Source organism: Asticcacaulis taihuensis (assembly GCF_900100255.1).
Lineage (GTDB): Bacteria > Pseudomonadota > Alphaproteobacteria > Caulobacterales > Caulobacteraceae > Asticcacaulis > Asticcacaulis taihuensis.
In genome coordinates, this window is record NZ_FMTS01000004.1 from 268,717 (window position 1) to 282,163 (window position 13,447).

Here is a 13,447-nt window from a genome sequence, read left to right on the forward strand (position 1 = left end):
CTGATTGCCAATAAGAATATGCTGCGCTGGCAGCAGTGGCATAAAGAGGGCATCTGCCTATCGATCAGGGGGGGGCTTGGATGAACGGCTGGCGCAGTCTCCCGGTCGGATGAATAGCCCAGCTAGATCGAGACCAGGCTTTCACCAGCCCGCTATTGCCATCCAGAATGGGGATCAGGGAGTCCGGAAGAGCCACCGCCCGGCATCACTCTTCAGATCGAACCGCACAAGTGCGGGCGTGCTGGCACCTACAGCCATCAGAGCCACAGGCCCGGTGGCGCCTGGCGCTGATTTGGGCATGATCCGATAAGAGCCATCTGTTAGCTGGTCGATCCGCCAAAGCTGTTCAGGGGCGCCGGTGAAGATGGGCGTGACCTCCACCTTCGAATTCGCCGCTGCGGTCAGGGTACGGTCGGTCCCAGCCAGGACGATCTTGTAATAAGGCGTTCCCATGACGCCGCCCGCCTCGGGTACTGGCGTGACCGTCCACTGCTGATGCGGGCGGATCATATAGTCGCCAAGGTCGACATCAATGCGGCCCGCCGGCCAGGCAGCCGAATCCTGCTCCAGGGTCTGGTTGGGGATCGGACCCACGCGTTCTGTCGGTGCGGCCATAAAGCTGCGTCGACGATCGAAATCCATCCTTACGAAGTCTGTGGCAATCTGGAGAGCGAAGCCGCTGCGTTCGGATTCAATCTCAAAGGTCCCAGCCTTGATATTTTCGCCCTCGACCGGCCAGCCATCCTTCCATAGCAGAGGCGCGATGGCCAGCACACTGCGACCGCTGCGGTCCAGGTCGGCTTCGTAGTGCATCGAGAATTTTTCGACGCCGTCGCCAAGTTCGATAAGGTCGAAATGTCCCGGCCCGTATTGTCGTCCCCGGCCATTGGCGACCAGCTTACCGCCTCCCCTGAGCAAAGGGATGCCCATGTTGTCCAGGTAAGGGCCTTGTACACTACGGGACCGGCCAACCCGTATATTGTAGGACGAGTTGGGGCCATCACAGCAGGTGCCGTGGGTTCCCAGCAGATAGTACCAACCATCTCGGTACATCATGGCCGTCGCTTCCATATCGATGGCTACCGCCACCGGCTGGTTGCCGGCGATCCTCTGCCCGGTCTTCGGGTCGAGTTCGACGAGTTGGATGTAGCCGTAATAGGTGCCGTAACTCAGCCACAGCCGACCATCGGCATAGAGAAAGGCGGGGTCGATTGCGTCCGTGGCTTCCACGCCGTCGCTCGTCGCCACATCGCCAACCTCGTGAAATTCATATTCAGGTGATTTCGGATCCAGCGACTTAGTCCACATGAGCTTGATTGCGCCGGCGTGGCCGCCGTTCATCCCACCGCCACCGGCGGCGTAGGCCACATAAAAGCGGTCGCCGATCTTGATGACGTCGGGCGCCAGGCCGCGCCCCGGTCTTTCGGCGCCGGCATGCCAGGTCCAGCCGTCATCGGAGACCAGACTGCCGGTGCCGGTGCCATAGGTATAGTATTTCCCGTCGGACGCCGTGATCGTCGCCGGATCGTGAATGAAAGGCTCGCCGGCAAGCTGAGCCGCAGCGGGTAACGCCGTCAGGCAGGACAGGACGGAAAGGACGGCCACCGCCCGGAGTGTTGGCTTCATGGAGCATCTCCCGTTATCTGCGCGCCGTTCCGGCGTCATTGCGGCTTAATCCAAGCGAGTGGTTATATCGCGGACCGGCTGACCATTTTCGTCGATGAACCGGACGCAAAAATCGCTAAACCCCGGCCCATTGATGACGGCGCCGCGAACGATATTGCGCCCCTTGTGCAGGGTGATCGGTGCGGATACGACATCGTCCATCACCATACGGCGGTCGCCAAACAGGCCGGCGGCCTCCTCGCCATTGACCCACCACATCGAAGCTGAGTTCGAACCGACGGCCAGGCGGATATTTCGGATCTCGCGCGGACTGTCGATCATCGTTTCCGCCCAGAAAATAACGCCATAAACCGGCTTGTTCAGGCCTTGCGCGAAAGAGAACAGCTTGACGTCAAACAGCTTGGCGTCAAGCGCATACCAACGCAGGCTCTCGCCGCCCATCTGCACCGTAGTGCCTGCCTTTGGCTGGGCCGCCGTTCCCCCGGGAAAGCCGCTAATGGCCAGCGCATCGCGCACATAGGCGCCGGTAAAGCCCGTATTACTGGCATTGGGCTTGGTAATCGGTTCCAGAAGCAGCCACCGCTGCAAGAATCCCTGGTCATCCGGCGCCTTTGGCCCGGCGGTTGCCGGTTCAAAGAAGGGCGTCATCCCACGCGTGTCCAGCGGCGGCATATCCCGCGACTCCGCGCCCCAGGCGAAGGCTGTGCCCCCTAGCAGCAAGGCCAGCACTGTCAGGGCCAGCTTTGAAATCGTCCTCATATTCCCTGCTCCCGTCGTCCCTGTTGAGCGACCATGCGACCGTAAACGATAAGGCACCGGCCTGCCCGGCGCGGCCGAGGTGCATCACCGGCTATATGACCTGGGTTCGCCCGTCTCCCTGACCCCAATTTGCGTTTGGGTTTGTTAGCGCTACCAGACTAAGAGCAACTTGACGGCACTGTCAATCACCAATTGTCTGACATGACGGTTGACGGGCGAACCTTTTTTCGTGCATCTATCACCAATAAAAATAACTTGCGGACTACGCTCGCCAGGGAGAACACAGATGTATACATGTCGCGGCCTGCTGGCCTTGGCTTTCTCAACAATCGCTATGGTACTTTCCACCGCTCCCGTCTCGGCGGCGCCCGCTGCGGTCCGAACGGTCAAGGCCGATGTCTCGCATACGCTTGGCCCCCATTCAGACGTACCCTTGAAGGTCGTCGGCGCCGGACGGGCGGCCGAGGGTCTGAGAGCTGACTGGCAGGGACAACTGGACACTGTGCAGGATGAGATTGGTTTCAAATATCTGCGCATGCACGGCATCCTCAATGACGAAATGGCCGTCTATGACGAGGACAAGCAAGGCAACCCGATCTATAATTTCCAGTATGTCGATGCGCTATATGACGCCCTGCTTGAAAAGAAGATCCGGCCGTTTGTTGAACTGACCTTCATGCCGTCCAAGCTGGCCGATGGGACCACGACCGTTTTCTGGTGGAAGGGCAATACGTCCCTGCCGAAGGACTACGCGAAGTGGGCCGGCCTGATGCGCGCCCTGATGGTTCACTGGAAAGAGCGCTACGGAGAGGCGGAAATCTCCAAGTGGTATTATGAGGTTTGGAACGAGCCTGACATCCGGGGGTTCTGGCCACACCCGCTCGAAGACTATTTCAAGCTCTACAAGACGACTTCCGAAGCGATACGCGCCGAGTGCGCCAAATGCCGCATCGGTGGCCCTGCCACAGCGGTGCCCTACGCCTCTGAGCAGGCGTTCGAAAAGTGGATTATCGAAAATCCAGCGCCGATCGACTTCATCGCCCTGCACGCCTACGGTGTTGAACAAGGCTTCCTTGATGAGGACGGCACGGCAGGCACGATCATCGATCCGGACCCCGAGCGCGTTGCCGGCCGGATGCGGCATTCGCGCGAACTGATGGATGCGGGCCCGCTCCGCGACAAAGAGCTCCACTTCACCGAATGGAGTTCATCCTACACGCCTACCGACTATATGCACGACCAGTATCACCAGGCCAGTTTCATCATGAACGTGGTCAAGCGCGCCACGCCACACGTCGATTCGCTGTCCTACTGGACTTTCACCGACATCTTCGAAGAGAACGGTCCACGCTTCACCCCCTTCCACGGTGGCTTCGGCATGCTGAACCTTCAGGGGATCAAGAAGCCGTCCTTCCACGCCTTCAGGTTCCTGAAGCGATTGGGTGACACGGACGTCGAAAGCAATGATGCGGCGTCATGGGTGACCAAGTCTAAGGACGGGTCGGTCCAGGCGCTGGTCTGGGACTATTCGCCCGTCGTCCCGCCCAAGGGCCAGACCGACCAGGTCTTCTACAAGAAGGAACAGCCGACGACTGACAAGGGCAATTTGGCCCTGGAGATTACCGACATGACGAACGGTACTTACCGGCTGGACATCTACCAGATCGGTTACAAGCAGAACGATCCCTACACAGCCTATGTCGAAATGGGATCGCCAAACCAATTGACGCGTACGCAAGTCAGCGACCTTAATGCCGTCAGTACGGGTGCGCCTGTTTTCACTGGGAAGGTGACCATAGCAAATGGTCAGTTCCGCCGCGAAGTGCCACTCCGGGCCAATGACGTTTACGAGTTTGTTCTGACGCCTCTGGAATGAGTTCTGCCCAGACGCCGTTAGAACTAATGGCGGTTTTGAAGTATTTCCGATCCGGCCTGGCGCCACTTCTGTCTGCCTGCAGAAATGCTTCGACAACGAAAAGGATCAGGTCGACCACCGGTTTGGCGACGCCGCAGGCGGCTTCAATACGCCCGGCATAAACTTTAAGCGCCTTGATTAGCAGTTTTGCAATGACCGCTTTGGGCCAACACCGGCCGCAATCAGCCGGCTTCGTCATTCCCCTTTGTTCATAATTTTCCACCTGTGTCTTTTGGGTTCTAAGGTATCTATATTTTAGCAAGTGTTGAATTTCAGGCACAGAGAAGCCCGCTTTCGCGGGCTTCTAAGTCATTGTTTCTGTTATGGCTTTGGTTGCGGCGGCGCGCAGCCAAAGGCGTCGCACTCCAATCACTTTTATAGAAATATTGCCTGCTCTAAGGAAACGGCGCAAGAACTTCAAGACTGTAGGCTTTCCCAGACCTCCGGAGCGTCTCGGGGGCACTGGTAACGCTTAGAACCAAACCCTTTCTCAGAACAATCTCCGATTCGCGCCCCATTCCGGACATCTGAGCGATAAAGACCAAGCCTGCCCAAACCTTGACAAAAATCATACGGCGAGCCCAACAATTGCAGTTCTCACTCAAGAAGCAATATGGAACCCTCGCGATTATTTTTCGGGCCGATATGAGCGTCTGTAAGGGCCATCTATCTTACCGGTGATAAAATCGCCGACCAGCCGAAAGTAACCGTCCGTGACGCGTGTATTGTGTCTGCTTCCATCCGGCGCCTCAACGAATTCGTACATGCCGTGGTCGGTGTCGGGGAAGACATAGACATCGACCGTCTTTCCGTCTTTCCTGTAGCGTTTCAAGGCCGCGACCGTCGCTGTTATCGGCGCCTCGCGGTCTTTTTCGGCAATGACCCACAACAGGGGAATGTTCAACGCGCTCAGCGTCGCCGTTGAATTATAGTCCCAGATGATTTCCAGATTGTCGAATACCGCGCGTCCTACGCGGTGCAGGTCGCGGTCGCTCATTCGCAGCATGTCGCCGCTATATTCTCCGTTGATCAGCCGAGGCCATTTTTCGTCCGCCGTTTCTTGGCGCAGCTTCTCCAGCGCATCGAAACCGGAAGTAAAATGCGACGCAACAATCGCAGCCGTAGCCGCCGACAACGCCCTGATCTCCGCCATATCGTGATCATCCAGATGCAGGGTCTGCGCCTCCATGAGCATTTGCTCCCGATCTTCATCGATCGGCGACGTAACCAGCCCAAATCCGACGGCGACAAAATCGACTTTCGAGCGCGTCGCCGCAAGTGGTGCCACCCAGCCGCCTTGACTTTGCCCCCAATAACCTGATCTGTTGAAACGTCCTTGTGCCAGAACTTGCGCATGCGCCATAGCCGCCGCCGCGTCGTCAGCCAGTAACTCGAAGTTCTGCGTGTAAAATCCACCCGACTGGCCGGTCCCGCGTTTGTCGTAAGTAAAGACGGTTATACCTTGCGCCGCCAGTAAATAGGCACGGTTGTTGCCGATGGCCGGTTCGGTTTCCGAGCCGTGAACCATCACGACCAGCGGACGGACAGGCGGAACGTCCTGTCCCGTCGGCTCAAGAAGTTCACCAACGAGTACAGCCCCTGCTACCGGGATCTCTTCGCGGGTTCGCTTGAAACTTCTCTTCTCAAGCCGCACCTGTCCGGCCACCCCCGTCTTGAGGATCACGTATCCTGGGCCGCAGGATACAGGGCCGTCCTGCGACAAGGTGCTTCCATACCGGCCGTCCAGAAGCAGGTAGCCAAGTCCCGGCGAAGGAATCCAGTCCTTTACTTCCAGAACAACCACATCCTGGTCAGGCGCTCCGTAGGCGCCCGCCTCGCAGATGGGTTCCGCGCCACGCGCCGCGGGAGCGGTCGAAAGAACAAGCATTGCCAACATCACACAAAGGCGCAGGCTTTTGAAAAAAACAGGCATATCGAATCGTCTCCGGCGTCTTCCGACACCGCCCCTTGACATAGGTTCAGTTGTTGGCCGCATCGTTCGCGACTCTCGAAAGCCGCATGGCGAGGTCCTCTTCGGAATGCCATTTTCCATGAGTGAAAACGCCACGGACGTCCGCCGCATTGCGAATATCGACGAGGGGATTCCCGCCCAGCAGAATGAAATCGGCCCGCTTGCCGACTTCGATCGTTCCGGCCTGGCCGAACTCTCCGAGATATTTCGCTCCATTGACCGTCGCCGCCTGCAAGGTCTCATAGGGTGTCAGACCGGCTTTGACGAATAACTCCATCTCCTGGTGCTGTGCATAGCCTGGCACCAGCGCACCAAAGACATCGGAACCGATCAGCAGCGGAACGCCGGCGTCATGGAGCTCCCTGGTCAGGGTAAGCAGCATGTCCATGTTCTGGTCGAAGTGGTGTTCGACGGTCGTGTGATCGCCGATGGAGAGCAAGAATTTCGAGAAGACCGGAACAAGGCCGGCGCGATATTCGTTTTTATCGTTGTCCAGACTTTCACGACGTATGCCGTCGGGCAGATATTGCAGGCGGGAATCGCTCGCCAGGGCGTGAAACCGGTCGTCAGAAACGTATATCGGGATCATGGAATAGATCACCATCGTCGGGTCCCAATAGACGCCGGATTGCGCGATCTGCGTCACCACGCCCGCGCGATAGGCGTGGTCCTGGAGCCGTGAAATATTGTGGTAATAGGCGGTGAGGAAGTTATCGATGTTGCCGTCCGCCTCGACGCCGAATTTCGCTTCCTCGCCAAGAGCCGCGTCCTGCGAGATGTAGAGCAATTCCTCCACGTGTTCGACGCTGTCCATACGAAGCGTTTGCGCGAGAGGCATCATGTGCTGGCCATGTCCCCGGATACGCAATCCGCGCGCCCGGGCGCCGCTGATGATCGCGTCATAGAGTTCAGGCGACAGATCTCCGTGAATCTTGACAGCGTCATACCCCCGCTCGACATGTTCCTGGAGTACCTGATCTACAGTGCTCATTGAGACATTGCTGCTATCTAGCTGGGGGCCGCTGACCAGATAGCGCGGGCCGTCCATCGTGCCAGCAGCTATGCCCGCCCGAAGCGCCAGATGGTCAATCTTGCCGCCGCCGTCCGCTATGCCCATATTGAAGATCGTCGTGACGCCCTGCGCCAGATTGAGATCGAAGAAATCCTGGGGCGGCATTCGCAGATGCACGTGCATATCGGACAACCCAGGCATCAGATACCTTCCCCGACCGTCGATGTGCTTTGCTGAGGTGTACAGGGCTGATGTATGGATATCCGTGATACCGACAATCTTCCCGTCACGCACAATGACAGACCGGTCGGACAAAACGGTTTCCCTCGTCATCGGCACCACGTTGACATGGTCAAAGATAAAGTCCGCTTTTTGAATTTCGGCGGCGTAAACGTCTGAAGATGTGACCGTTAAAAAGAACAAGCCCAAAAGGCCGAGTATTTTTCGCATGTAACCCCCTACATTATTTGCCTTAATGACGCTCACGTCATCAGTGATCGCATATGTGTCTATAGGAGACTCGAAACTGGTAATCTGGATGCAATATATTTGATTAAATTTATGTAATACTACAATCCGTTTCTATATTTACTATTTTAATTTATAGTCGAAGATACTTTTAGTTAAATGTGATTTGACGCTCTATCGTACGTTATGTTCCCAAAAATTTTTGAAGAAAGGCACGCGCTGACTTCGTCTTTGCGCCCCGAAGCAGAACTGTAACCGAAGCAGTGTCATTATATAGGATTCGCCCCCAGAAGCGGACCTGAGGCAACGCGAGTGCAAAGGTTTCAGCCGTCCGAGCTCTCATGTCAAATCGATTGGCCGATCTGATGACGGTTATCTTGGATGATAAAAACTCCGATCGGGTTGGGTCCACTTCGCCAGCAGTTCTACAAGCGCAATGACATTTTGATCGTAGATGGCCGCGCGGTTTTGGCGGATGTCGCCGCGGCAGGCTTCGTCTGTCGTCTGCTTCGCGAAGGCATCGTCAAGTTAACGGCGCAGGGTCGCGATGAGGCGAAGCCATTGGTCTCTAGGCAGCTTTTGTTGCCATCGCCCACGCATCATGAGCCCGACCTCGCAGGATGCGATGGCCGTGTCGTGATATCAGATGGGGGTTGCAAGTTAAATGTGTTGTATACGGCTCAGTAGGTGGAGAGGAATCTCTGAGCAGATCCCTGGCTCTTAAATTTCTGCTGCTTTCGCTCTCGTCGCCGGATCGGCAAATGGCTATTCTCAGCCCGGTTATTGCCGAGTGATCCGCCGGTGCGATGCCGCGCTGAAATGCCCAGTTTCGTCATGGCGACACGGTATGAACCCAGCTTATCGGTCGTCACGGATTGGGGCTGGATGCCTTGATTTTTTGGCAGTCTCCGCAATAACTTATAGGCTGCGTGGGCGTTGCGGCGCTTCTGAACCAGGACATCCAGAACCTCACCTTCATCATCAACGGCCCGCCACAAATACATCCGCCTGCCGCTGATCATCATCATTTCGTCGAGATGCCATCGGCCCGACGACTGGCCTTTGCGAGATCTCAAATTGCTGGCGATGAGAGGTCCGAACTTAATCGTCCACATCCGGATCGTTTCGTAGCTGACCTCAATTCCGCGCTGAGCCAGCAATTCTTCGATGTCACGTAAACTTAAAGTGAAACGGAAATACAGCCAGACGGTATATCGGATGACCTCGGGCGGGAACCGATGGCGCTTAAACGACAAGCCCTGCATTCAAATCTCGCTCCAACTGACCCTTGCGGCCTTTACCGGAGACAGGTTAGCATTAGACTGACAGCACCTCCAAAAGGGGACATTGAGCTTAAAAGCTCGGCTGGGTAGCGCACAGCCTGACGTGTTGTCACATTCCGCACAGTATCATCCGACCGACGTCAGAAGTTGCGAAATTGGATATTCAGCCTCTTCCTGGAAATATCCGTCAAATCCAGTCGCGTCGATGGCGCTTGCAGATTGCCAAGCGTCGGCCCCATCCGGAAATTTTGCAGGATGAATGTCCCCCGAAAACCGATGTCCTCCAGGAGGCTGATCATCGCCTCAACATCGGCGCGATCAAGCAGGTCGGCGTGGATCGTGGTCCGCACTTCGTTATTTATCGGCGCCGCCGTCAAAAGCCTGAGCGAACGCAGAAACTCGGTCCATCTGGTCATACCGGTAACCGCCTCGAACTTCGCTTCCGGCGCCTTGAAATCCAGGGCGATAAAATCAACCAGACCCCCATCCAGAAGCCGCTCCAGCATGTCGGGATTGGTGCCGTTGGTATCGATCTTGACCTTGAAATCGAGGTTCTTCAGGTATTTCGCCAACTGCGGCAGTGCCGGCGACAGCGTGCATTCGCCGCCCGACAGGACAACCCCTTCCAGCCGGTCCCGGCGCGAAGCCAGGAACCGCTGGATTTTCTCCGCCGGCAGCTTGGCCAGTGTGCCCTTCACCAGCTCCGGATTATGGCAATAGCCGCACGCCATATTGCAGCCGGAAAACCACAGGATGCAGGCCGTATGCCCTGGATAGTCCTGGAAGGTGAAGGGCGTCAGGCCGGTGATGGGCAGTTTGCGCCACATGGCCTTAGCCTGCCGCCTCGCCGCGGAACAACGGCAGGTTGGACGCCCCTTCCCGGAAATGCAGGCGTTCCTTGTGCTCGCCTTTCTTGCCGAGATTGAAGCTGGCGACCGGCCGGTGATAACCCATTACCCGCGTCCAGACGAGCGTCTCTTTGTGACAAGTGGGGCAGTGCGCCTGTTCGCCGGCGAGATAGCCGTGGGTTTCACAGACCGAAAACACCGGCGTGATGGTGATATAGGGCAGCCGGTAATTCTCGATCACCTTGCGCACCAGACACTTGCACGCCTCGCCCGACGAGATGCGTTCGCTCATATAGAGATGCAGCACCGTCCCCCCGGTATATCTGCATTGCAGGTCGTCCTGCAGATCGAGGGCTTCAAACGGGTCTTCGGTAAACCCGACAGGCAACTGGCTGGAATTGGTGTAATAGATGTTGTCATCGAAGCCGGCCTGGAGGATGCCGGGGTAATATTTTGCGTCCTCCTTGGCGAAGCGGTAGGTCGTGCCTTCCGCCGGCGTGGCCTCCAGATTGTAGAGATGGCCAGTCTCTTCCTGATAGACCTTCAGGCGGGCACGCATGACATCGAGAATATCCTGGCACAGGGCAATGCCGCGCGGGTCCGTAACGTCATAGGCGTCGCCGGTAAAATTGCGCACCATCTCGGTCATGCCGTTGACACCGATCGTGCTGAAATGATTGCGGAAGTGCGGCAGATAACGGCGCGTATAGGGATAGAGACCACGATCATACATCTCCTGCACGAAGACTCGTTTCTTCTCCAGCGAGGCCCGCGCTAGGTCCATCAGCCTGTCGATTTCGGCCAGCAGGCCGGGCCTGTCGCCTTTGAACCGGTATCCGAGACGCGCCATGTTAAGCGTCACCACCCCGATGGAACCGGTCATTTCGGCCGACCCGAACAGGCCATTGCCGCGCTTTTGCAATTCGCGCAGGTCCAGTTGCAGCCGGCAGCACATGCTGCGCACGGCATGGGGCGCATAGGCGTCCGGATTGGGTTCCCGCTCGCCATCGGCATTGAGCCGGTACTGGCTGCCGATGAAATTCTGGAAGTAGGAACTGCCGATCTTGGCGGTATTTTCAAACAGGGCCGCCGCCACCGGGCTGTCCCAGTTGAAATCCTCCATGACATTTACAGTCGGGATCGGAAAGGTGAAGGGCTGGCCCTGCGCATCGCCTTCGGTCATCACCTCATAGTAGGCGATCACAATCTGCTCCATTTCAGGCTGGAAATGGATATAGGTCATGTCTTCGAGCGCCGCCGCGCCCCTGCGCCTGGCCTCGGCCAGAAGGTCCGGGTCTTCGAGGCCCTTGAACAGGTGGAGCGTGTCGGCTGTCGGGAAGTTGTCGCGCAGGTCCGGCGGCACGGTAATATCCAGGGTGATGTTGGTGAAGGGACTTTGCCCCCAGCGCGCCGGCACGTTCAGATTATAGACAAAGCTTTTGATAGCCTTCTTGATGTCATTGAACGACAGGCGGTCTTTGAAGACATAGGGTGCCAGATAGGTATCGAACGAACTGAAAGCCTGGGCACCGGCCCATTCCGATTGCAGGATGCCGAGGAAGTTGGCCATCTGGCCCAGCGCTTCGCGGAAATGCCGCGGCGCCCGGCTGGCCACCTTGCCCGGAACGCCATTGAAGCCTTCATCCAGCAGGGCGCGCAGGCTCCAGCCGGCGCAATAGCCGGTCAGGCAGTCCAGGTCGTGAATGTGCAGATCGGCGCGCCGATGGGCGTGGGCTTCTTCGGGGCCATACACATGGTCCAGCCAGTAATTGGCAATGATTTTCCCCGCCGCATTATTGATCAGGCCGGCATTGCTGTAGGCGGTATTGGCATTGGCGTTCACCCGCCAGTCCTGCCGCAGGATATATTCCTCGACCGTCTGCTTACAGTCGACGAGACCTTCGGGGATACCCGACCCAGAGCGGGGAGAAAACAGGAAATCAAGGGGGCGCAGTGCGCTTTCGCCGTCAGCCATGGAAACCTCCAGAATCAAAATATGGACACAGTGTTTGCGCAAACCACCATATATTGACACGAAAGCCTGACATTGATCCCTGTCAAACAGGCAGGTGACATTCTCGGACGAAGCCGCAAGAGCGCGCAGGACAGGCGGGCAATTGCCCTTTCACCCGGCAAAAAAAGTGCCCGCATAAAAGCGGGCACTTTAACGACAGACCGGGCCGGTTTCAGGCGGCTTCTTTGCGGGAAAGGCCGACGATTTCGAGATCGTGCTCAGGATAAGGGGCGATCACCTGTCCGGCGGGGGCTACGCCTTTCAGCTCGTTGGAGAAGCCATGGTTGACGTCACGATGGTGAGCCTCGTCGGCACGCACCAGCAGTACAACGTCCCGCAGGGTGGCATTGGCCGGCATCTTCCAGTAGCGCAGGGCGATCGCCGGCGCCGGCACATTGGCGCTGCGCCCTTCATCGATCTCCGCCAGATAGTGCGTATAGCTGATGACCGCCTCCTCCTCGAAATAGCCGACCACGCGGTGCGCGGTTTTCGCCGAGACGAGGTACAGAAGGAAGAAGGCGACATAGAAGACCCACTGAACCGCGATGATGACAAAGCGCTCGAACAGGGTCGGCCGGGCGATCTCGACGAAGGTCATCAGGTGCATACGCTCGTTTTCGGCCTCCTCCATCAGGGTCCGGATCCAGCCATTGTCATCGGTCATACGGCGCAGGCACTTCAGGTGATTGATCGTGGCACCGACCATGCCGGGGACCGCTGCCACCGTTTCGAGCACAACGGCGCGATGACCATAGCGCTTTGCGAAGAAGGTGTCGGCGCAAAAACGCAACAGCTTGGTGAAGCCCAGGGCGAAGTGATCAGAAAAGCCACGAGGCTTATGGTGGACGGACAGGTCGATGAAAAGTTCGTTGGTCATGTCAAACTCCTGAATAACATGACGTTTGTATAGAGGCTACCGAACCGCCGCGCATTGACATAAAAGATACGCGGCCGGCAAGATCGTCAATCCAAAGATCGCAATTCTTGACGCCGGAATTGATATTTATCAATTATTTGACGCCCCAAACCCGGAAGCGCCTGCTTTTGCCGGCAATCAGCATAAGACCCTGTGCCGCGCCAGGTCTGGCTCGATCATTTGCCGGGCTGCGCAGGCTTGATATTCGTCAAATCTGGCGCTGATCACAAAATGGCGCCCGACATATGTCAACCGCCCGCCCCAAATGCCTGTGCGGTCGGCTTGATCCTCTTTAATGCCGGCCTGTCAAAACAGGCCATATTGCGCGCATCTCGCCGCGCGGCACACGGGCAGCCTGCACATCACACTTTTTTGGAACACCATGATCGATATTCTGTTTTTTGGCCGCATGGCGGACCTCATGCGGGAACGACGCGTACGCCTCGACCTGACCGATGCCCACGGCAGCCTCTTCCGGCTTCGGGAAGAGATTTTCCAGGATTTGGTGGACAGTGGAAGGATCACGCCCGGCCTGATCCGCATGAGCGTCAACCAGGTGGTGACGCACAGTGATCAGCCTCTGTCCGATGGCGACGAGGTTGCCTTCTTTTCGGTATTCTCAGGTGGCTGAGGC

9 protein-coding genes and 1 pseudogene are annotated in these 13,447 nt (G+C 57.3%); 2 read left to right on the forward strand and 8 right to left on the reverse strand.

Annotation, left to right across the window (positions count from 1 at the left end; all coding sequences use genetic code 11):
* Positions 1 to 174: 174 nt before the first annotated feature.
* Entirely contained in the window at positions 175 to 1,626 is a 1,452-nt protein-coding gene (locus BLO49_RS12105) for a family 43 glycosylhydrolase (protein WP_090648851.1), read from the reverse strand.
* Positions 1,627 to 1,671: 45 nt separating this feature from the next.
* Positions 1,672 to 2,385, reverse strand: coding sequence for an acetylxylan esterase (locus BLO49_RS12110; protein WP_090648853.1), 714 nt, complete (start codon positions 2,383 to 2,385; stop codon positions 1,672 to 1,674).
* A gap of 286 nt (positions 2,386 to 2,671) precedes the next feature.
* Here BLO49_RS12110 and BLO49_RS12115 point away from each other — a divergent pair, with 286 nt between their 5' ends.
* Positions 2,672 to 4,261: a GH39 family glycosyl hydrolase gene (locus BLO49_RS12115; protein ID WP_245679007.1), complete on the forward strand. Its 1,590-nt coding sequence runs from the start codon at positions 2,672 to 2,674 to the stop codon at positions 4,259 to 4,261.
* Positions 4,262 to 4,928: 667 nt separating this feature from the next.
* Here BLO49_RS12115 and BLO49_RS12120 read toward each other — a convergent pair.
* The 6 genes and pseudogenes from BLO49_RS12120 to BLO49_RS12145 form a co-directional block, all read right to left on the reverse strand.
* Positions 4,929 to 6,233: an alpha/beta hydrolase family protein gene (locus tag BLO49_RS12120; RefSeq protein WP_220083736.1), complete on the reverse strand. Its 1,305-nt coding sequence runs from the start codon at positions 6,231 to 6,233 to the stop codon at positions 4,929 to 4,931.
* Positions 6,234 to 6,279: 46 nt separating this feature from the next.
* Entirely contained in the window at positions 6,280 to 7,734 is a 1,455-nt protein-coding gene (locus BLO49_RS12125; RefSeq protein ID WP_090648859.1) for an amidohydrolase family protein, read from the reverse strand.
* Between the two features lie 586 nt (positions 7,735 to 8,320).
* Positions 8,321 to 9,017: pseudogene (locus tag BLO49_RS12130) on the reverse strand (IS6 family transposase).
* Between the two features lie 158 nt (positions 9,018 to 9,175).
* Positions 9,176 to 9,862 (reverse strand): anaerobic ribonucleoside-triphosphate reductase activating protein, encoded by a 687-nt coding sequence (locus BLO49_RS12135; RefSeq protein ID WP_090648861.1) that lies wholly within the window; start codon positions 9,860 to 9,862, stop codon positions 9,176 to 9,178.
* Between the two features lie 4 nt (positions 9,863 to 9,866).
* The gene (locus tag BLO49_RS12140; RefSeq protein WP_090649051.1) at positions 9,867 to 11,858 is read right to left on the reverse strand and encodes a ribonucleoside triphosphate reductase; all 1,992 of its coding nucleotides are present in this window, start codon (positions 11,856 to 11,858) and stop codon (positions 9,867 to 9,869) included.
* A gap of 211 nt (positions 11,859 to 12,069) precedes the next feature.
* Positions 12,070 to 12,774: an alternative oxidase gene (locus BLO49_RS12145; RefSeq protein ID WP_090648864.1), complete on the reverse strand. Its 705-nt coding sequence runs from the start codon at positions 12,772 to 12,774 to the stop codon at positions 12,070 to 12,072.
* A gap of 421 nt (positions 12,775 to 13,195) precedes the next feature.
* Here BLO49_RS12145 and BLO49_RS12150 point away from each other — a divergent pair, with 421 nt between their 5' ends.
* The gene (locus BLO49_RS12150) at positions 13,196 to 13,444 is read left to right on the forward strand and encodes a MoaD/ThiS family protein (protein WP_090648866.1); all 249 of its coding nucleotides are present in this window, start codon (positions 13,196 to 13,198) and stop codon (positions 13,442 to 13,444) included.
* The last annotated feature ends 3 nt before the right edge of the window (positions 13,445 to 13,447 follow it).